This window comes from Streptomyces zinciresistens K42 (assembly GCF_000225525.1).
Classification (GTDB): Bacteria; Actinomycetota; Actinomycetes; order Streptomycetales; family Streptomycetaceae; genus Streptomyces; species Streptomyces zinciresistens.
The window spans coordinates 1-17860 of record NZ_AGBF01000076.1 but is presented as its reverse complement, the minus strand read 5'-3'; the positions used below and the strand labels follow the sequence as shown (position 1 = coordinate 17860).

At 70.9% G+C, this 17860-nt stretch carries 17 protein-coding genes and 2 pseudogenes; 9 read left to right on the top strand and 10 right to left on the bottom strand.

What is annotated here, in order from left to right; genetic code table 11:
- Window positions 1–89 precede the first annotated feature (89 nt).
- Window positions 90–572 (top strand): transposase, encoded by a 483-nt coding sequence (locus SZN_RS20580; RefSeq protein WP_425274454.1) that lies wholly within the window; start codon window positions 90–92, stop codon window positions 570–572.
- Here the strand turns inward: SZN_RS20580 and SZN_RS20575 are convergent.
- Window positions 535–846: pseudogene (locus tag SZN_RS20575) on the bottom strand (transposase); the annotation flags it as partial. The gene SZN_RS20580 and the pseudogene SZN_RS20575 overlap by 38 nt on opposite strands.
- On the opposite strand from SZN_RS20575, the gene SZN_RS20570 reads away from it, so the two are divergent.
- Both SZN_RS20570 and SZN_RS20565 read left to right on the top strand, forming a co-directional pair.
- Window positions 847–1656, top strand: a complete 810-nt coding sequence (locus SZN_RS20570) for a DNA/RNA non-specific endonuclease (protein ID WP_244313401.1) — start codon at window positions 847–849, stop codon at window positions 1654–1656. It begins immediately after the preceding pseudogene.
- 31 nt (window positions 1657–1687) lie between these two features.
- Window positions 1688–2659, top strand: a complete 972-nt coding sequence (locus tag SZN_RS20565; RefSeq protein WP_007498136.1) for a hypothetical protein — start codon at window positions 1688–1690, stop codon at window positions 2657–2659.
- 610 nt (window positions 2660–3269) lie between these two features.
- Here the strand turns inward: SZN_RS20565 and SZN_RS20560 are convergent.
- Window positions 3270–4034 carry an IS5 family transposase gene (locus tag SZN_RS20560; RefSeq protein WP_007498132.1) on the bottom strand — a complete coding sequence of 255 codons (765 nt, stop codon included), beginning with the start codon at window positions 4032–4034 and terminating at the stop codon, window positions 3270–3272.
- Between SZN_RS20560 and SZN_RS38835 the strand changes: the two genes are divergently transcribed.
- Both SZN_RS38835 and SZN_RS40955 read left to right on the top strand, forming a co-directional pair.
- A complete protein-coding gene (locus SZN_RS38835; protein ID WP_078508762.1) occupies window positions 4033–4767 on the top strand; it encodes a polymorphic toxin-type HINT domain-containing protein in 735 nt (244 codons plus the stop codon). The two genes, SZN_RS20560 and SZN_RS38835, sit on opposite strands and share 2 nt — an antisense overlap.
- Window positions 4761–5333, top strand: coding sequence for a hypothetical protein (locus SZN_RS40955; protein ID WP_139063563.1), 573 nt, complete (start codon window positions 4761–4763; stop codon window positions 5331–5333). The genes SZN_RS38835 and SZN_RS40955 overlap by 7 nt, the downstream gene beginning before the upstream one ends.
- A gap of 70 nt (window positions 5334–5403) precedes the next feature.
- Here SZN_RS40955 and SZN_RS20555 read toward each other — a convergent pair.
- Window positions 5404–5874 (bottom strand): annotated as a pseudogene (locus SZN_RS20555) (tyrosine-type recombinase/integrase); the annotation flags it as partial.
- Between the two features lie 84 nt (window positions 5875–5958).
- Between SZN_RS20555 and SZN_RS20550 the strand changes: the two are divergent.
- Window positions 5959–6672: an ISAs1 family transposase gene (locus SZN_RS20550; protein ID WP_244313398.1), complete on the top strand. Its 714-nt coding sequence runs from the start codon at window positions 5959–5961 to the stop codon at window positions 6670–6672.
- 58 nt (window positions 6673–6730) lie between these two features.
- Here the strand turns inward: SZN_RS20550 and SZN_RS20545 are convergent, their stop codons facing one another.
- Genes SZN_RS20545 through SZN_RS20530 form a run of 4 tightly spaced genes read right to left on the bottom strand, consistent with a single transcriptional unit; the run spans window position 6731 to window position 12401 of the window.
- Window positions 6731–7891, bottom strand: coding sequence for an acyl-CoA dehydrogenase family protein (locus tag SZN_RS20545; protein ID WP_007498127.1), 1161 nt, complete (start codon window positions 7889–7891; stop codon window positions 6731–6733).
- 6 nt (window positions 7892–7897) lie between these two features.
- Complete coding sequence (locus SZN_RS20540; protein ID WP_007498125.1) at window positions 7898–8833, bottom strand: hydroxymethylglutaryl-CoA lyase; 936 nt, start codon at window positions 8831–8833, stop codon at window positions 7898–7900.
- On the bottom strand, window positions 8830–10758 hold the full coding sequence (locus SZN_RS20535; RefSeq protein ID WP_043732030.1) for an acetyl/propionyl/methylcrotonyl-CoA carboxylase subunit alpha: 1929 nt from the start codon (window positions 10756–10758) through the stop codon (window positions 8830–8832). The genes SZN_RS20540 and SZN_RS20535 overlap by 4 nt, the downstream gene beginning before the upstream one ends.
- 26 nt (window positions 10759–10784) lie before the next feature.
- Window positions 10785–12401: a carboxyl transferase domain-containing protein gene (locus SZN_RS20530; RefSeq protein ID WP_007498121.1), complete on the bottom strand. Its 1617-nt coding sequence runs from the start codon at window positions 12399–12401 to the stop codon at window positions 10785–10787.
- Window positions 12402–12488: 87 nt separating this feature from the next.
- Here SZN_RS20530 and SZN_RS20525 point away from each other — a divergent pair, with 87 nt between their 5' ends.
- The 3 genes from SZN_RS20525 to SZN_RS20515 all read left to right on the top strand — a co-directional run bounded on the left by SZN_RS20525 (window position 12489) and on the right by SZN_RS20515 (window position 15300).
- Window positions 12489–13085: an SACE_7040 family transcriptional regulator gene (locus SZN_RS20525; RefSeq protein ID WP_007498118.1), complete on the top strand. Its 597-nt coding sequence runs from the start codon at window positions 12489–12491 to the stop codon at window positions 13083–13085.
- A gap of 154 nt (window positions 13086–13239) precedes the next feature.
- On the top strand, window positions 13240–14397 hold the full coding sequence (locus SZN_RS20520; protein WP_007498116.1) for an acyl-CoA dehydrogenase family protein: 1158 nt from the start codon (window positions 13240–13242) through the stop codon (window positions 14395–14397).
- 36 nt (window positions 14398–14433) lie between these two features.
- Window positions 14434–15300, top strand: a complete 867-nt coding sequence (locus tag SZN_RS20515; RefSeq protein WP_007498113.1) for an acyl-CoA thioesterase — start codon at window positions 14434–14436, stop codon at window positions 15298–15300.
- On the opposite strand, the gene SZN_RS20510 is transcribed toward SZN_RS20515, so the two are convergent.
- The 3 genes from SZN_RS20510 to SZN_RS20500 all read right to left on the bottom strand — a co-directional run.
- Window positions 15266–15910, bottom strand: coding sequence for a DedA family protein (locus SZN_RS20510; RefSeq protein WP_007498111.1), 645 nt, complete (start codon window positions 15908–15910; stop codon window positions 15266–15268). The two genes, SZN_RS20515 and SZN_RS20510, sit on opposite strands and share 35 nt — an antisense overlap.
- Before the next feature lie 188 nt (window positions 15911–16098).
- On the bottom strand, window positions 16099–16887 hold the full coding sequence (locus tag SZN_RS20505) for a phosphatase (protein WP_043732041.1): 789 nt from the start codon (window positions 16885–16887) through the stop codon (window positions 16099–16101).
- A gap of 62 nt (window positions 16888–16949) precedes the next feature.
- A partial coding sequence (locus SZN_RS20500) for a PucR family transcriptional regulator (protein ID WP_007498107.1) occupies window positions 16950–17860 on the bottom strand: 911 nt, incomplete at its 5' end.

Sequence of the window (17860 nt, the reverse complement as noted above, 5' to 3'; positions counted from 1 at the left end):
ACTCCGCTGCGCAATTCCGTGCGGGGCGACGGTTGGGCGCGGGGGGATCGTCCGTGTGGTCGTTGTCCTGTCGTGCGGCCGTGGGGGTGATGCGGTTGTCGATGCGGCCGAAGGGGCTGCCGGAGGTTCCGGCACAGACTGCGGTGGTGGCTCGGGCGGCGTTCCCGCAGGGGAGCCTGGCGATCCGGGTGCGGGACCGGCTCGCGGAGGTCTTCGCCGACGGGCCGTTCGCCGACGCGTTCGGGGTGCGCGGTGCCCCGGGTCTGTCACCGGGGGTGTTGTCGCTGGTCACGGTGTTGCAGTTCGCCGAGGATCTGACCGACCGGCAGGCCGCGGCGATGGCGGTGCGGGCGATCGACTGGAAGTACGCGCTCGGGGCCGAGTTGACGGACACGGGCTTCGACGCGAGCGTGCTGAGCCGGTTCCGTACCCGGCTGGCCGGGCACGGCATGGAACGGGTGGTCTTCGACCGACTCCTTCAGCTCTGCAAGGACGGAGTCTGTCAAACGAATGGTGTAACCAGGGTGGTTGGAGTTACTGGCGGGCCGCGGAGAGTCGGCCGTCGAAGGTGATATCGAAGGCGTTCAGGGCGGTCTTCCAGCACATGGTCCAGCGGGCCTGGCCCTTGCCGGTGGGGTCCAGCGACATGATGGCCATGTAGACGCACTTCAAGGCGGCCTGCTCGTTCGGGAAGTGGCCGCGGGTTTTGACCGCCCGCCGGATCCTGGCGTTCACGGACTCGATCGCGTTGGTGGTGCAGACGATGCGGCGGATCTCGGTGTCGAAGCGGAGGAACGGCGTGAACTCCTCCCACGCGTTCTCCCAGAGCCGCACGATCGCCGAGTGATCGCCAACCTCGGCAACGGCGAATGGGACTCGTACATCCTCGGCGACAGCCGGGAGCTGGACAAGACCAGACCCTGTGTACGTGCCCATGTCCCGGCCGCTGACAAGCAGTTCGCCGACGCGCAGCTCACCGAGGGCTTCGCGGACCAGCGGGTGATCGACGCCGATCAGTTCAAGGTGACGTTCTCCACGCCGGAGACCGGGCCGCACGGCCGCTGCCTGGACACCTCCCCGGCCGGTTCGCTTCCCAACGGCGACGGCTGGATCCTGAACACCACTGAACCGGTTCCCCACGTCAACAAGACGACCGATCCGATCGGCCCGGCCGGTACACGGCCGACCCGGGCGCAGGCATGCCTGGGGAAGGGGCCCGTCAAGGGCAGTGGCGCCTCGGGCGACATCACGGGCTGGCAGGACGCGCAGCTTTCCAACCAGGCGAACCCGCCGACGTCCTCACAGGCCCGGTGCCACCTGATCGCGAACATCCTCGGCGGGAAGGGCCAGATTCTGGACGGCGGTCAGAACAACCTCGTCCCCTGTTGGCAGACGGGAATGAACACCGGCACGCCCAGCATGCGGACCTACGAGTCCATGGCGCAGAACATGCTGAAGGACGGCACCTTCGGAGTGGACGACGCGATCTTCTACCAGGTGACGCCCGTCTACACGGACGCAACCAGCACGATCCCGGTGGGCGTCACGATGACCGCTAACATCGAACGGGCGAACGGGACGACCGAGGAGCTGTTCCCCAATATCCACGTCCCCAACACCAAGGGGAACACCGGGTTGTTGAACCTCGGTAACTGATCACAGCCAGTTCGCACCAGCAGGAGCCGGCATGAGTTTCACCACCCCGCCGCGGCCGCTAGACGTGACCGCGCTCTTCCCTGAACTGGCCCCGCTGGCGCGGAAGGCGACCCGGCTGCACCCGCGGCCGGGGTCGCCGACGATGCGCGACAGTTCTGTCGGCGGGCCGCTCCTGTGGCCCGCCGACGAGCCGTGGCCGCACTGCGACGGGGACCACGTGTGGGACAAGTGGACCCCGGCGCTCTCGGCGGAGGACATCCGGCAGTCGCGGCGCCCCCAGGCGGCGGCCGAGGAGCGCCACGGCCGCCCGCAGCCCGAGGGCCCGATCCCCATGCTCCCCGTCGCCCAGTTGTACGGCCGTGACGTTCCGCTCCCGGCCCCGCCCGGCGCGGATCTCCTCCAGGTCCTGTGGTGCCCCTTCGACCACCCGACGCACCCGCGGACCGCGCTCTTCTGGCGCTCCGCCGCCGAGGTCACCGACGTCCTCGCCGCGCCGCCCGAGCCGTCCGCGGTCCAGCTGGTCACCTATCTCCCGGAGCCGTGCGTGCTCGCGCCGGAGCAGGTCACGGAGTACCCCCATCCCATGGAGCTGAGCCAGGACCTCCAGCGGCAACTGGCCGAGGTGAGCCGGTGGGAGGCGGCCGGCCCGGCCTGGAACAGCGCGTACGCGATCGCCCCCCACGAGTTCTACCGGAACGAACTCGCCTATGCCTCCGGCTGGAAGGTCGGCGGCTGGTCCACCTGGGGCCTCACCGACCCCGTGCCCCGCCCCTGCCCCGAATGCGGCACCGAGGCGCTCCCGCTCCTGACGATCGCCAGCACCGAATGGGACGGCGGCAGCGAGAGCTGGGCCCCGCAGGAGGAACACACCAACCCCACCCCGCTTCCCCCGGGCTACCCGACGGCGAACTTCACGATGATCGACATCGCCAGCGGCTACAACCTGCAACTCCACGCCTGCCCGGCATCCCCGGACCACCCGCAGGTCGAGCTGATCCAGTGAACGAGTCCGACGCGTAAATAACCGCAGGCAAAGGAACTTTCGGGCCGGGGCGCGGGCGGCCCTCGCGGAGCGCTGCAGTCCTCCCGGCCCGGGCCGGTGACCCCACAGTACGGTCACCCAGGCCGGTGCACCGTGGACAGGCCGGGCACCGGCTACCAGCCCGCGCTGCCCAGCTCGCGGACGATCCGGCGAGCGCCCCGGCGTGGGGAGGAGGGGCGTAGTTCGCAGACCAGGGCCTCGACCTCGACGAGCACCTGATGCACCGAGAAGTACGGTCGGCACGACCTGGCCACCAGCGCCTCCAGCCCGCTGGCGTGGTATCGCCCGCTCCGTGTACACCGACGTCCGCGACGCGCCGAACTGGCGGGCTACCCTGCGCGACCGGCGCTCCGCCCAGCCCTTGGAGTACCGTGCGGCGAAGCAGGCGCAGGCTCTTCTCGATGGTGTCCCACTCAGTGGTGTAGCAGCGATCTCTGTATTGCCCCTGGTCAAGAGGTGGCCATCGCACAACTCTCCGAGTAGCGAAGCTCGTTGAAACGAGAGGTGACGCGATGGCCTTGTCCCAGCATGACTTACTCCGCCTGATGGAGTCACTGAGCCTTTTCCATCCTCAGTCTGAGCTGGCCAGGTGGAGGGTGAGGACGGCTTGGACGAGGCTTGTGATTCGGGTGGTCGAGCAGCGGAGCTTGCGGAGGAGCCGCCAGGACTTGAGGGTGGCGATGGCCTGTTCGACCAGTGCTCGTACCTTCGCGTGGGCCCGGTTGACGGCCTGCTGGCCGGCGGAAAGGCTGTCCCATCGGCCGCGGTAAGGGAGGCGGACCGTGCCGCCCGCGCCCTGGTAGCCCTTGTCCGCCCAGCAGTTGATGCCGGCCTGGGCGAGAGCGTCGATGATGCCGTGCTCGCGTGCGGCCCTGACGTCATGGACGGCACCGGCCAGAGCTGGTGAAGCCCACAGGAGACGGCCCTTCGGGTCGGCTATGACCTGCACGTTCATGCCGTGCTTCTTGTGTTTGCCCGAGTGGAACGGCCGGTCGGCGGCGATTCTGTCGATCGGCAGAAGTGTCCCGTCCAGGATCAGGTACGCCTTCATCGATGCGGCCCGTACTGCCTCGGCGAGTGTGGGGGCAAGGGCGGCCAGGAGCTCAACGGCCTCGGTGACGTACCGGTAGACGGTGGTCGTGCCGACCCCGAAACCGGCCGCGAGCTGGGCATAGGGCTGGCCGTTGCGGAGGTGGGTGAGGGTGAGCAGGGCCTGCCGCCCCGCGCTCAGGCGCCGCCATCGGGTGCCGAGAGTGCGTCGGTGTTCCCTCAGACGGGCGGCGAGGAAGCGGAGGGCAGAGCTGGAAACGTCGACGCCGGACGAGTAGACGAGCATGCGAAGCCTCTGGTGGAGACGGTTCTCTTGGTCGAAAACCCATCTACCAGGGGCTTCACCCGTCTGTCAGGCCAACTACCCAGCCTGCACGCGAGGTTGGAAAAGGCTCACTCTCGTATCCACCACGACCCACCCCTACTGGGTGGAAGCGGAGAAGCAGTGGATCGAGGCAGGTGACCTGAAGCCGGGCATGCTCCTGTACACGGCGGACGGCTCCCGGGCCGAAGTGCAGGCCATGCGCTTCTTCGAAAAGCGCCAGCGCACGTACGACCTGACGCTCACCGAGATCCACACGTACTATGTGCTGGCGGGGGCGACGCCGGTCCTTGTCCACAATTGCAACCTCTCCGCGCGGGCGAGTGAAATTCAAGCCGCCGAACCGGACGAGTTTGTTCGTAAAAACGTAAGTACGGTAGCTGTAATTAGGGCTGACACTCCTCATGGCCCGATCAATGTTGTTGCCGGATCTGGTGATGGTCTGACGCCAGCGCAGATGTCCGCCATTGGCAAGGGTGAGATCGTTGCCGACAACATTCCAGGCACTCACGCAGAGCAGAATGCCCTACTCTTCATTAATGACATGGGATGGACTCCCATGTCAGGAGGCGCGTCTCGTAACGTTTGCCTGGGTAGGTGTGCACCACTCATCCGAGGCACAGGCGGTAAGATGATGGGCGAGGTGTATCCCGGAAGTGGGACAACTACAACTCGCCAGAGGAGCTTTGAGTGGTAGTCGACGAGGCCGTTGCGGCAACCCTTCGAGAGCAGTCTCAGGATCAGGTTGCAACCTTCGTTGCGAGCTGTGCGGAGCGGATGGTGCAGGTCTTCACGGGTTTGTGTGGCGACGATCCTGCGCGGAGTGGCGATGCTGATTTCATCGTCCGCGTCGTAGAGGATCTTTGGAATCCTGGAATTCCGGCAGAATCATTCCAGAGGTACGTGGTCTCTCTGGAGGGTTTTCAAGAGCTCGAGCCGTCTGACGAAGAGCTCGTCGAGGTGAGAGGAATCTATTCCTTCTACTCGGTGCTTGCGTTGCGTTACGCTGCCCTTTATCGCTCCAATGCTGATACTGAGGATGCACTCAAATGCGCGCACGCATGCCTGACGTCGATGGGTCAATTGGATCAGAACCTTCCGGGTGCTGAATTCTTCGCCCAGGAGGCCGAGTCTCAGCGTCGTGCGATTTTTGCTCCTCTTCTAGGGGTATTGAGTGCGGGGCTTATCTCGCAACTCAGAGAGGGTGACCGAACCGCTAGCCGAGAGCGTCTGGTGGCGATTAAGAGTCGATTGGCGAGCTGACCCAAAAGTAATCCAGGAGCCCCACCGAGGCACATTCTCGGTGGGGCTCCTGGGGTGTTTGATGGCAACGTCAGCGGACGACGGCTGCGGTGGGTGGGTCGTCGGGGGCATCGTCGCCTTGGCCGAGGGCGTTGCCCAGGGTGTCGATGGCTTGGCGTTGGAGGCGGAGCCTTACGTGTGCGTAGACGCCGATGTGGGCGTGGCCGAGGAGTTCCTTGATGACGACGAGGTCGATGCCCTGTTCCAGGAGCAGGGTCGCGGTCGAGTGGCGGAGATCTTGGAAGCGGATCGTCCGGAGTCCTGCGCTGTGGAGGAGACAGTGGAAGCGGCGGGTGAGGTTGGTGGGGTCGAGCGGTCTGCCCTTCGAGGTGGTGAAGACGAGCCCGCTGTCCGTCCAGCCCGCTCCGGCTGCCCCACGTTCTTCCTGCTGTCGTTCCTGGTGGGTCTTGAGGGAGTTGATGCACTCGGTGGGGAGGGCGATGCGGCGTTCGAAGGCGCGGGTCTTGGTGTGAAGGATGGTCAGGCCGCCGGTGGGGGTGCGCCAGGGCTCCGTCAAGTTCCTTGATTGCGTGAAGGGTTGGCGATCAGCCGGTAGGGGCGGACAGCAGAGCAGGCACGGGGGTTCGTGATCATTGTGGTGTCGAAGCCAGATGATCACGAGGACGTCCCGTGCCTGCTGTTGCATCTTCCCCCCATCCCTGCCGCGCTGGAGAGACTGGGGCCGCTGGATGCGGACCGGATCGCTGACCTGCGTCCCTACCTCGAATCGGTTCCGGATCCGCGCTCACGCCGGGGCCGGTGGTACTCGCTGACGGCGATCTTGCTGGTGTGTGCCTGCGCGGCCGCCCGCGGCGCGAAGAGCATCGAGGAACTCGCTGAGTTCGGCGAGCGGGCCACGAACTCGCTGCTGGCATCCCACGGGGTACGCCATCACCCGCCCGGCTGGCGGCGCAGCCCCAGGCCGGTCACTCTCGGACGCGTCCTTCAGGCACTTGACGGCGACGCCCTGGACCGGGCTGTGGGCGCCTACCTGGCCGACCGGCACCGCATCACCGCGTCCGCGGACGTGCCCGGGGCCCGATCGCGGCAGGTCATCGCCGTGGACGGCAAGACTCTCAAGGGCTCGGCCCGCGTGGACAGGCCGCGCCGTCACCTGCTCTCGGCGGTCACCCACGACCGCGTCGCCACGACTGCCCAGGTCGAGGTGGGGGCGAAGACCAACGAAGTGCGCCACTTCAAGCCCCTCCTGGCGCCGCTCGACCTCGCCGGCACCGTCGTCACCTTCGATGCCCTCCACTCGGTGAAGGCCAACATCACCTGGCTGGTCGAGACGAAGTAGGCCCCACACCCCACACCCCGCGCCCCCGCGCCGCCCGGTGGCGCGGAGTCCTGGGATGTCAGCCCGTCAGGCCCAGTTCTCTGGCGATCAGCATGCGCTGGACCTCGCTCGTGCCCTCGCCGATCTCCAGGATCTTGGAGTCGCGCCACATGCGGGCCACCGGGTACTCGTTCATGAAGCCGTAGCCGCCGTGGATCTGCGTGGCGTCGCGGGCGTTGTCCACCGCGACCGTGGAGGAGTGCAGCTTCGCCAGCGCCGCCTCCTTCTTGAACGGCTCCCCGGCGACCAGCCGCGAGGCCGCGTCGCGCCAGGCGAGGCGGGCGGTGTGGGCCTTCATCTCCATGTCGGCGAGCTTGAACTGGATGGCCTGGTTGGCGCCGATGGGCCGGCCGAACGCGTGCCGCTCCTTGGCGTACTTCACCGACTCGTCCACACAGCCCTGCGCCAGGCCCGTGCCCAGCGCCGCGATGGCGATGCGGCCCTCGTCCAGGATGCGCAGGAACTGGGCGTAGCCGCGGCCCTGTTCGCCCAGCAGGTTGGCGGCCGGGACCCGGACGTCGGCGAAGGACAGCTCGCGGGTGTCGGAGGCGTTCCAGCCGACCTTGGAGTAGGGGGCCGCCACCGTGAAGCCCGGGGTGCCGGACGGGACGATGACGGCGGAGATCAGCGGCTTGCCCTCGGGCGTGCGGCCGGTGACCGCCGTGACCGTCACCAGACCGGTGACGTCCGTGCCGGAGTTGGTGATGAAGCACTTGGTGCCGTTGATCACCCACTCGTCCGTCGACTCGTCCAGGCGGGCCGTCGTACGGGTCGCGCCCGCGTCCGAGCCGCCGTCGGGCTCGGTCAGCCCGAAGGCGCCGAGCATCTCGCCGGAGCACAGCTTCGGCAGCCACCGCCGCTTCTGCTCCTCGGTGCCGAACAGATGGATCGGCATGGCGCCCAGCGAGACGCCCGCCTCCAGGGTGATGGCCACCGAGGAGTCCACCCGGGCCAGCTCCTCCAGGGCGATGCCGAGGGCGAGGTAGTCGCCGCCCATGCCGCCGTACTCCTCGGGGAAGGGCAGCCCGAACAGCCCCATCCGGCCCATCTCCCGGACGATCTCGTACGGGAACTCATGGCGCTCGTAGAAGTCGCCGATCTTCGGCGCGACGACGTCGTGGGCGAACTCCTCGACCGTGCGGCGGAGTTCCTCCAGCTCGGGGGAGAGGCGGTGGTCCATGGCTGTTCACTGCTCCTTGTGGGACAGGGCGCGGACGGTGCGGGACGGGCTGGGCCGGCCCAGGTGTTCGGCCATCCAGACGCTTGTGGCGACGAGACGGTCGAGGTCGACTCCGGTGTCGATGCCGAGGCCCCGCAGCATCCACACGAGGTCCTCGGTGGCGAGGTTGCCGGTGGCGGACCTGGCGTACGGGCAGCCGCCCAGCCCGCCCGCGGAGGCGTCGACGGTGCTCACGCCGTGCTGGAGGGCGGCGTAGGTGTTGGCGAGGGCCTGGCCGTAGGTGTCGTGGAAGTGGACGCCGAGGACCGGCGTCGGCACGCCCGCCCCGTCGAGCGCCGTCAGCAGTGCCCGCACCTGGCCGGGTGTGGCGACGCCGATGGTGTCGCCGAGGCTCAGCTCGTCGCAGCCCATGTCCCGCAGCGCCCGGCAGACCCGCACCACCTGGTGGACCGGGACCGCGCCCTCCCAGGGGTCGCCGAAGCACATCGAGACATAGCCGCGCACGTGCGCGCCGGCGTCCCTGGCGCGGGCGACCACCGGCTCGAAGACCGCCAGCGACTCGTCCAGGGTGCGGTTGAGGTTGGCCTTGGCGAAGGACTCCGTGGCGCTGGCGAAGACGGCGACCCGGCGGGCGCCCAGGGCCAGCGCCCGGTCCAGTCCGCGGTCGTTGGGGACCAGCACCGGCAGGTCCACGCCCGAGAGTCCGGCGACGAGCGGGAACAACTCCTCGGCGTCGGCGAGTTGGGGCACCCACTCGGGGTGGACGAAGCTGGTCGCCTCGATCGTGGTCAGCCCGGCCCCGGCGAGCCGGCGCACGAACTCCGCCTTCACCCGCGTCGGCACGCTCGCCTTCTCGTTCTGCAGGCCGTCGCGCGCGCCGACCTCGTGGATGCGCACCCGGGCCGGCAGGCCGGGCGCCGGGACGGTCATGGGCAGCGTCATCGGTCCTCCTCCGCCGGGGCGACGACCGCGAGGACCTGGTCCATGGCGACCGTCGAGCCGGGCCTGACGTCGAGTTCGGCGACCCGGCCGGCGTGCGGGGCGGAGATGACGTGCTCCATCTTCATCGCCTCCACGACCAGCAGGCTCTGCCCCGCGGCCACCTCGTCGCCGACGGCCACCTTCACCACCGTCACCGTCCCCGGCATGGGCGCGGTGAGCGAGTCGGCGCCGGCGCGGCCCGCCCCGGAGAGCGAGGCGGCCACCGGGTCGTGGTCGCGCACGTGCCAGGCGTCGCCGTCCCGGCCCAGCCAGTCGGCCGCGCGGTGGAAGGTGTGGCGGACGCCGTCGAGGGTCACGGACACGGCGTCGTCGGTGACGGTGGCGGAGCCGCGCGGGGCGTACTCCACCGGCTCCGTGACACGCAGGGGGAAGCCCACGGGCCGCGGGGTGCCGCCCAGCCGCCAGCCGCTCGGCACCGAGAAGGGGTCCGTCCAGCCGCCGCCCGCCGGACGCAGCGCGTGCAGCCGTACGGCAGCCGCCGCCTCGTAGACCTCGTCGGGCACGTCCGTGGTGACCAGGTCGTCCACCACGCGCTCGACCAGGCCGGTGTCCAGCTCGCCCGCGACGACCGCGGGATGGGCCAGCAGGCGGCGCAGGAACCCGGCGTTGGTCTGCACGCCCAGCGTGACCGTCCGCGCGAGCGCGCCCCGCAGCCTTCTGAGCGCGGTCGCGCGGTCGGGGCCGTACGCGATCACCTTGGACAGCATCGGGTCGTACAGGCTGCCGACCTCGGTGCCCTCGCTGAGCCCGGAGTCGGTGCGCACGCCGTCGCCGTGCGGCTCGCGCAGCCGGAGCACGGTGCCGCCCGACGGCAGGAAGCCGCGCGCGGGGTCCTCGGCGCAGACGCGGGCCTCGATCGCGTGACCGGTGAGCCGTACGTCGTCCTGGCCGAAGTCCAGCGGCTCGCCCGCCGCCACCCGCAGCTGCCACTCCACCAGGTCGAGGCCGGTGACCAGCTCGGTGACCGGGTGCTCGACCTGGAGGCGGGTGTTCATCTCCATGAAGTAGTACGAGGAGGGGTCGCCGCCCGGCACGATGAACTCCACCGTGCCCGCGCCCCGGTAGCCGCAGGAGCGGGCCGCCTGCACGGCCGCCTCGCCCATCCCCGCGCGCGTGGCCGCGTCCAGGAGCACGCTCGGCGCCTCCTCGACCACCTTCTGGTGCCGGCGCTGGAGGGAGCACTCGCGCTCGCCGAGGTGGACGACGCCGCCGTGGCCGTCGGCCAGCACCTGGATCTCGATGTGCCGGGGGCGGTCGATCCAGCGCTCGACCAGGAGCGTGTCGTCGCCGAAGGAGGCGCGGGCCTCGCGCCGGGCGGCGGCGATCTCCTCCGCCAGCCGCTCCTCCTCCCGCACCAGCCGCATGCCCTTGCCGCCGCCGCCCGCGGACGGCTTGAGCAGGACCGGCATGCCGATCTCCCGGGCGGCGTCGGCGAGTTCCGCGTCGCTGAGCCCGCTGCCGCTGGAGCCGGGCACGACCGGCACGCCCGCCGCCCGCACCGTCTCCTTGGCGCGGATCTTGTCGCCCATCAGGGAGATGGCGTCGGCGGGCGGTCCGACGAAGACCAGCCCGGCGTCGGCGCACGCGCGCGCGAAGCCCGCGTTCTCCGCGAGGAAGCCGTACCCGGGGTGGACCGCCCGCGCGCCCGTGCGCGCGGCGGCGTCCAGCAGCCGCTCCGCGGACAGATAGCTCTGCGCCGCGGGCGCCGGGCCGATCCGGACCGCGGTGTCGGCCTCGCGCACGTGCCGGGCGTCGGCGTCGGCGTCGGAGAAGACGGCCACCGAGCGCACGCCCAGCGAGCGCAGCGTACGGATCACCCGGACGGCGATCTCGCCGCGGTTGGCCACGAGGACCGTGTCGAACATGGCCTGCGTCATCCGCACAGCCCCCCTCACATCCGGAAGACGCCGAACTGGGGGTCACCCAGGGGCGCGTTGGCACAGGCGGTCAGGGCCAGGCCCAGCACCTGGCGGGTCTCCAGCGGGTCGATGACCCCGTCGTCCCACAGCCGGGCGGTGGCGTAGTAGGCGTTGCCCTGGCGCTCGTACTGCTCGCGCACGGGCGCCTTGAAGGAGTCCTCGTCCTCGGCGGGCCAGGATTCGCCGCGCGCCTCCAGCTGGTCGCGCTTGACGGTCGCGAGGACCGAGGCGGCCTGCTCGCCGCCCATGACGGAGATCTTGGCGTTGGGCCACATCCACAGGAAGCGGGGCGAGTAGGCCCGGCCGCACATGGAGTAGTTGCCGGCGCCGTAGGAGCCGCCGACCACGACCGTCAGCTTCGGCACCCGGGTGCAGGCCACCGCCGTCACCATCTTGGCGCCGTGCTTGGCGATGCCGCCGGCCTCGTAGTCCTTGCCGACCATGAACCCGGAGATGTTCTGCAGGAACAGCAGCGGGATGCCGCGCTGGTCGCACAGCTCGATGAAGTGGGCGCCCTTCTGGGCGGACTCGGAGAACAGGATGCCGTTGTTGGCGACGATGCCGACCGGGTGGCCGTGGACGCGCGCGAAGCCGGTGACGAGGGTCTGGCCGAACTCGGACTTGAACTCCGCGAAGCGCGAGCCGTCGACCAGGCGCGCGATGATCTCGCGGGCGTCGTAGGGGGTGCGAGGGTCGGCGGGGACGGCGCCGTAGAGGCCGGACGGGTCGACCTTGGGCTCCACGGCCGGGGCGACCTCCCAGGGCAGCGCCCCGCGCGCGGGGAGCGTGGAGACGATGGTGCGCACGATGCGCAGGGCGTGCGCGTCGTCCTCGGCGAGGTGGTCGGTGACGCCGGAGACCCGGGAGTGGACCTCGCCGCCGCCCAGTTCCTCGGCGGTGACGACCTCGCCGGTGGCGGCCTTCACCAGCGGCGGGCCGCCGAGGAAGATCGTGCCCTGGCCGCGGACGATGACGGCCTCGTCGCTCATGGCGGGGACGTAGGCGCCGCCCGCGGTGCACGAGCCGAGGACGGCGGCGATCTGCGGGATGCCGGCGCCGGACATCCGCGCCTGGTTGTAGAAGATCCGCCCGAAGTGCTCGCGGTCGGGGAAGACCTCGTCCTGCATCGGCAGGAAGGCGCCGCCGGAGTCGACCAGGTAGAGGCAGGGCAGCCGGTTCTCCAGGGCCACCTCCTGCGCGCGCAGGTGCTTCTTCACGGTCATCGGGTAGTACGTGCCGCCCTTGACGGTGGCGTCGTTGGCGACGATCACGCACTCGCGCCCGCTGACCCGCCCGATCCCGGCGATGACGCCGGCGGCCGGGGCCTGCCCGTCGTACATGCCGTCGGCGGCCAGCGGCGCGAGCTCCAGGAAGGGCGATCCGGGGTCGAGGAGGGTGTCGACGCGGTCGCGCGGCAGGAGCTTGCCGCGCGCGGTGTGCCGGGCGCGCGCCTTCTCGCCGCCTCCCGTGCGGGCGGCGGCGAGCCTGCCGCGCAGCTCCTCCGCGAGCGCGCGGTGGGCCCGGTCGTTGGCCCGCCAGGTCTCCGACGCGGGATCTGCCGCGCTGTGGAGCTCCGGTGCCTCGTCCATCCTGCGGTCCCCTCACCCTTGTTAATGAGCGTTAACGCATTTCCCTCAGGTTAACGACCGCTAACCTCCCTGTCTAGAATTGCTCGCATGGCCACCAGAACCGACGCCTCCACGCGTCGCGAGCAGATCCTCAAGGAGGCCGCGCGGCTGTTCGCCGAGCGCGGCTTCCACGGTGTCGGTGTCGACGAGATAGGCGCCGCCGTGGGCATCAGCGGACCCGGTCTCTACCGGCACTTCGCCGGCAAGGACGCGATGCTCGCCGAGCTCTTGGTCGGCATCAGCGGACAGCTGCTGACCGGGGCCAGGCGGCGCCTGGCCGAGGCGGACGGGGTCGCGCCCGGGACGGTGCTCGACTCCCTGATCGAGGGCCACATCGACTTCGCCCTCGACGACCGCCCCCTGATCACCCTGCACGACCGGGAGCTGGACCGCCTGCGCGACAGCGACCGCAAGCTCGTCCGCCAGCTCCAGCGCCAGTACGTCGAGCTGTGGGTCGGGGTCGTGCGGGAGGTGTACCCGGAGCTCGCCGAGCCGACGGCCCGCTCGGCGGTCCACTCCGTCTTCGGCCTGCTGAACTCGACCCCGCATCTGGGCCGTCCGGGCGCCCTGCCGGGGCGGGCGGTGACCGCCGTGCTGCTGCACCGGATGGCGCGCGGGGCCTTCGGCGCGGCGGGCGCCGTCTAGCGTCGCGGCACCGGGGGCACCCTGGAGGGGCGGTGGTGTGCGCGCCGGGGCGGGCGTGACGAGCGTTACGGCTCGGAACCCCTGGACGCCCGTTCGTACCCGCCGGTACGGTTGAGTGAGCAAGCGCTTAGACAGGTATGTGGAGGTGGCGGCGGTGCGCCGTACGGTGTTCAACGAGGATCACGAGGCGTTCCGGGAGACCATCCGCGCCTTCATCGAGGCCGAGGTCGTCCCGGTCTACGACGAGTGGTTCGCGGCGGGTCAGGCGCCGCGCGACTTCTACCACAAGCTCGGTGAGCTGGGAATCTTCGGCATCAACGTGCCCGAGGAGTTCGGCGGCGCGGGCCTGGACACCCACAAGTTCGAGGCCGTCCTGTACGAGGAGACCGCGCGCGCGGGCGTGCAGTTCGGCGGCTCGGGCGTGCACGTCCTGCTGGCCCTGCCCTACATCAAGTCGCTCGCCACCGACGAGCAGAAGAAGCGCTACCTGCCGAAGTTCGTCTCCGGCGAGGAGATGTGGGCGCTGGCGATGACCGAGCCGGGCACCGGCTCCGACCTCGCGGGCATGAAGACCACCGCCAAGCTCTCCGGGGACGGCACGCACTACGTCCTCAACGGAGCCAAGACCTTCATCACCGGCGGTGTCCACGCCGACCGGGTGATCGTGTGCGCCCGCACCTCCGCGCCCACCGCCGAGGACCGCCGCTTCGGCATCTCGCTGTTCGCCGTGGACACGACGTCCGAGGGCTACTCCGTCGGCCGCAAGCTGGACAAGCTGGGCCTGCGCACCTCCGACACCGCCGAGCTGGCCTTCGTCGACGTCAGGGTCCCGGTCGAGGACCTGCTCGGCGAGGAGAACAAGGGCTTCCACTACCTCGGCCAGAACCTCGCCTCCGAGCGCTGGGGCATCGCCTTCGGCGCCTACGCGCAGGCCAAGGCCGCCGTGCGGTTCGCCCAGCAGTACGTCCAGGAGCGCACCGTCTTCGGCAAGACCGTCGCCTCCTTCCAGAACACCAAGTTCGAACTGGCCGCCTGCCAGGCCGAGGTGGACGCCGCGGAAGCCGTCGCCGACCGTGCCCTGGAGGCGCTGGACGCCGGTGAGCTGACCGCGGCCGAGGCCGCCTCCGCGAAGCTGTTCACGACCGAGGTGGCCCACCGCGTCATCGACCGCTGCCTCCAGCTGCACGGCGGCTACGGCTTCATGAACGAGTACCCGATCGCCCGCCTGTACGCGGACAACCGCGTCAACCGCATCTACGGCGGCACCAGCGAGATCATGAAGTCGATCATCGCGAAGAACATGGGCCTGTAGGTCCCCGCACCGGCAACGGCCACCAGAAAAGGTGCCATGAACGAGGCGCTTCAGGGTCTCCTCGATCTGCTCGACCTGGAGCAGATCGAGGTGGACATCTTCCGCGGCCTGTCCCGGTCCGCCGTCGTCCCCCGGGTCTTCGGCGGGCAGGTGGCGGCCCAGGCGCTGGTCGCCGCCGGGCGCACGGTCCCGGCCGACCGCCCCGCCCACTCCCTGCACGCGTACTTCCTGCGTACGGGGGACCCGGGCGCGCCCATCGTCTACAACGTGGAGCGCATGCGCGACGGCCGCTCCTTCACCACCCGCCGGGTGATCGCCGTCCAGCACGGCAAGCCGATCTTCGCGCTGTCCGCCTCCTTCCAGGTGCACGAGGAGGGCATGGACCACCAGGCCGCGATGCCGCCCGCGCCCGACCCCGCCTCGCTGCCCACCTCGCAGGAGCGGCTGCGCGGCTACGGCCATCTCGACGCGGACGTGGTCGAACGGTTCCTGGAGGCCCGCGGTGCGGTCGACCTGCGCTATGTCGAGGAGCCGCCCTACGGCCGGTTCGGCGAGCCCCGCGAGCCGCACTCCCAGGTGTGGTTCCGCACCGACGGCAAGCTGGCCGACGACCCGCTCCTGCACGTCGTGCTCGCCACCTACGTCTCCGACATGACCCTGCTCGACTCCGTGCTCCTCGCGCACGGAAAGGGCGGCTGGGCGGTCGGTGACGTGGTGGGGGCCTCCCTGGACCACGCGATGTGGTTCCACCGGCCCTTCCGCGCGGACGAGTGGCTCCTGTACGACCAGGAGTCGCCGTCCGCGCACGGCGGGCGCGGCCTCGGGCAGGCCCGTATCTACACGCAGGAGGGGCGGCTCGCGGTCTCCGTCATCCAGGAGGGCGTCGTCCGGGTTCCGCGCTGACGGGCGGCTCCGCGTCCTCGCGCGGACGCCTGCGCCGTCCGCGCCCGGACCGCAGCAGCCGCATCGCCATGAAGACGACGATGGCCGCGATCACCGCGATCAGGATCACCTTGGAGTAGATGCCCACCAGATCGGTGACCTGCTGCCAGCGCGCCCCCAGCGCGTAGCCCCCCGCGATGAACGCCGTGTTCCAGATGAGGCTGCCCGCCGCGGTGAGGGCGAGGAACACGGGCAGCCGCATGCGCTCGACGCCGGCCGGTATCGAGATCAGGCTGCGGAAGATCGGCACGAAGCGGCCGAAGAAGACCGCCTTCGTCCCGTGCCGCACGAACCACGCCTCGGTCCGCTCGATGTCGGACACCTTCACCAGCGGCAGCCGGGCCGCCACCGCGACCAGGCGGTCCCGGCCCAGCAGCGCGCCCAGCCAGTACAGGACGACGGCGCCGACCACCGAGCCCGCGGTGGTCCAGGCGACGGCGGAGACGACGTCCATCCGGCCCTGGCTCGCGGTGAACCCGGCCAGCGGTAGGATCACCTCGCTCGGCAGGGGAGGGAAGAGGTTCTCCAGGGCGATGGCCAGCCCGGCGCCCGGTCCGCCGAGCTTCTCCATGAGGTCCGCGGCCCAGCCGGCGACTCCGCCGACCGGTGCCCCGGACGCAGCAGCAAAGATCATGGGCCCCATTTTACGAACTCTTGACCTAAAGACCGCATGAGGACGGCCCGCGAGGGCCGGAAACGTCCCTAGGCCGCCGCCGCGCCGGGCCGGAACCGCCGCGAGGGGCGCCGTACGGCGGCCCCTCAGGCCAGTCCGGCCTCCGCGAGCAGGAACGCCGTCATCGGATCATAGTGGCGCGGGCTGACCACGTGGTCGTCCAGGGGCACCACCACCTGCACCGTGCCCTCGGCCTCCGCGAGGAACAGCGCGGGGTCGTTGCAGTCGGCGTACCCGGCGGAGTCGACGCCGTGCCGGCCGGCGTAGCCCGCCCAGCCGTGGTCGGCGACCACCAGGTCGGGCAGCGGTCTGCCCTCGCGCTCCAGACCCGTGAGGATCGCCTTCATCGGGTCCCCGGAGTGGGTGTGCCACAGGGTGGCGCCGTGCTCCAGGACGGCCACGTCGGCGAACTGCATGACGTAGCCCTCCTCCGTCTGCAGGCCCTCCGGGATCACCGTGATCTCGCAGCCCGCCGCGCGCAGGGCCGCGGCCGTGGCGCGGTGCACGTCCAGCAGACCGCCCGGGTGGCCGGTCGCGAACAGCACCCGCTGCCCGCCGTCGGCCGCCTTGCGCAGCCGGGCCGCCAGCCGCTCCAGCGCGGCCACCGTCAGCTCGGGGTCGATGGTGTCCTGGCCGTGGCGGTGCTCCGCGTCGTCGCTCACGCCGACGCGCTCCGCCATCACCGCCAGCACGTCCTGCTCGTCGGTCCAGCGCTCGCCGAGCTCCAGGCCCAGCCAGTAGTGGCGGTTGCCGTTCGCCAGCTGGCGGTAGTGGGAGAGGTTGTTCTCGCGGGGTGTCGCCACGTCGCCCGCGATACGGGTGCTGACGAGATGGTCCACGAGTGCGGCGCGGCTGGGTGTCCCGGGTATCGGCATGGTTCCCATTGTGAGGCAGACGACTGTCGGCAGGTCGTCCGCCGGTACGCGTGCGACGCGGGTCACTGCCCGCCGGGGCCGGTGCCGCGGTGCCGCAGCGCGAACCACAGCTCCATGCGCACGTCCGGGTCGTCCAGGTCCGCCCCCAGCAGCGCGGCGCACCGGGCGATCCGCTGGCGGACGGTGTTGCGGTGCACGGACAGGGCCACCGCCGTACGGTCCCAGCTCCCGTGCAGCGACAGCCAGGTGCGCAGGGTCTCCGCGAGGGTCCCGGTGAGGGGCGCGAGCAGCGCGCGGGCGTGGCCCTCGGCCGCGTCGGGGGAGAGCAGGTCGGCCAGGGCCGGCCGGTGCGAGCCGTGCCGGTACAGGCCGGTGCGGGTCGCCCGCGCGCGGGCGAGGGCGCGGGCCGCCTGGGCGTCCGCCGCAGGCCAGTCCGGCGGTGTCGCGGGCGCGCTGACGCCCAGCGTCCAGCCGGGCTGCGCGGACGGTTCGCGGTCCGCCGGGACGAGCACGCGCACGACGTCGCGCGCGAGGTCGACCAGCGGGGAGCCGAGGGCCGCGCCCAGCGCGGAGGCGGCCACCGGGTCGCAGGGCGGGCGGACCGGGCTGCCGTGCACCACCAGCCAGCGGTCGGCGCCCAGCAGCGGGGCCACCGTGCGCGGCTCGGCGCCCAGCAGCAGCCGTACCAGCGCGAAGGAGCGGGCGGCGCCCGAGCCGCTCTGGTGCTCGCCGGTCAGCAGCGACAGCAGGACGGCGGCGACGGAGGCGACGGTGTGGTCGCCGGGCTCGCGGTGCGGGGCGGCGACCCCGAGCACGAAGCCGTGGCCGGCGCCCAGCGCGTACGCGGCGAGCGGGACGCCGTCCGCGGTGTCGGTGGCGGAGGACGGTGTGCCGGTGGCGGAGGAGGGGGCGCCGGGGCCCGCGGGCCGGACGACCGCGGCCAGCCCGGCCAGCCGCCCGGCCGCCGCCGGCA

Coding starts and splice junctions, on each gene's coding strand:
- SZN_RS20580 (WP_425274454.1), top strand. CDS start 90: ATGCGGTTGTCGATGCGGCCGAAGGGGCTGCCGGAGGTTCCGGCACAG.
- SZN_RS20565 (WP_007498136.1), top strand. CDS start 1,688: ATGAGTTTCACCACCCCGCCGCGGCCGCTAGACGTGACCGCGCTCTTC.
- SZN_RS38835 (WP_078508762.1), top strand. CDS start 4,033: ATGCGAAGCCTCTGGTGGAGACGGTTCTCTTGGTCGAAAACCCATCTA.
- SZN_RS20560 (WP_007498132.1), bottom strand. CDS start 4,034: ATGCTCGTCTACTCGTCCGGCGTCGACGTTTCCAGCTCTGCCCTCCGC.
- SZN_RS20545 (WP_007498127.1), bottom strand. CDS start 7,891: ATGGACCACCGCCTCTCCCCCGAGCTGGAGGAACTCCGCCGCACGGTC.
- SZN_RS20540 (WP_007498125.1), bottom strand. CDS start 8,833: ATGACGCTGCCCATGACCGTCCCGGCGCCCGGCCTGCCGGCCCGGGTG.
- SZN_RS20535 (WP_043732030.1), bottom strand. CDS start 10,758: ATGTTCGACACGGTCCTCGTGGCCAACCGCGGCGAGATCGCCGTCCGG.
- SZN_RS20530 (WP_007498121.1), bottom strand. CDS start 12,401: ATGGACGAGGCACCGGAGCTCCACAGCGCGGCAGATCCCGCGTCGGAG.
- SZN_RS20525 (WP_007498118.1), top strand. CDS start 12,489: ATGGCCACCAGAACCGACGCCTCCACGCGTCGCGAGCAGATCCTCAAG.
- SZN_RS20515 (WP_007498113.1), top strand. CDS start 14,434: ATGAACGAGGCGCTTCAGGGTCTCCTCGATCTGCTCGACCTGGAGCAG.
- SZN_RS20510 (WP_007498111.1), bottom strand. CDS start 15,910: ATGGAGAAGCTCGGCGGACCGGGCGCCGGGCTGGCCATCGCCCTGGAG.
- SZN_RS20505 (WP_043732041.1), bottom strand. CDS start 16,887: ATGCCGATACCCGGGACACCCAGCCGCGCCGCACTCGTGGACCATCTC.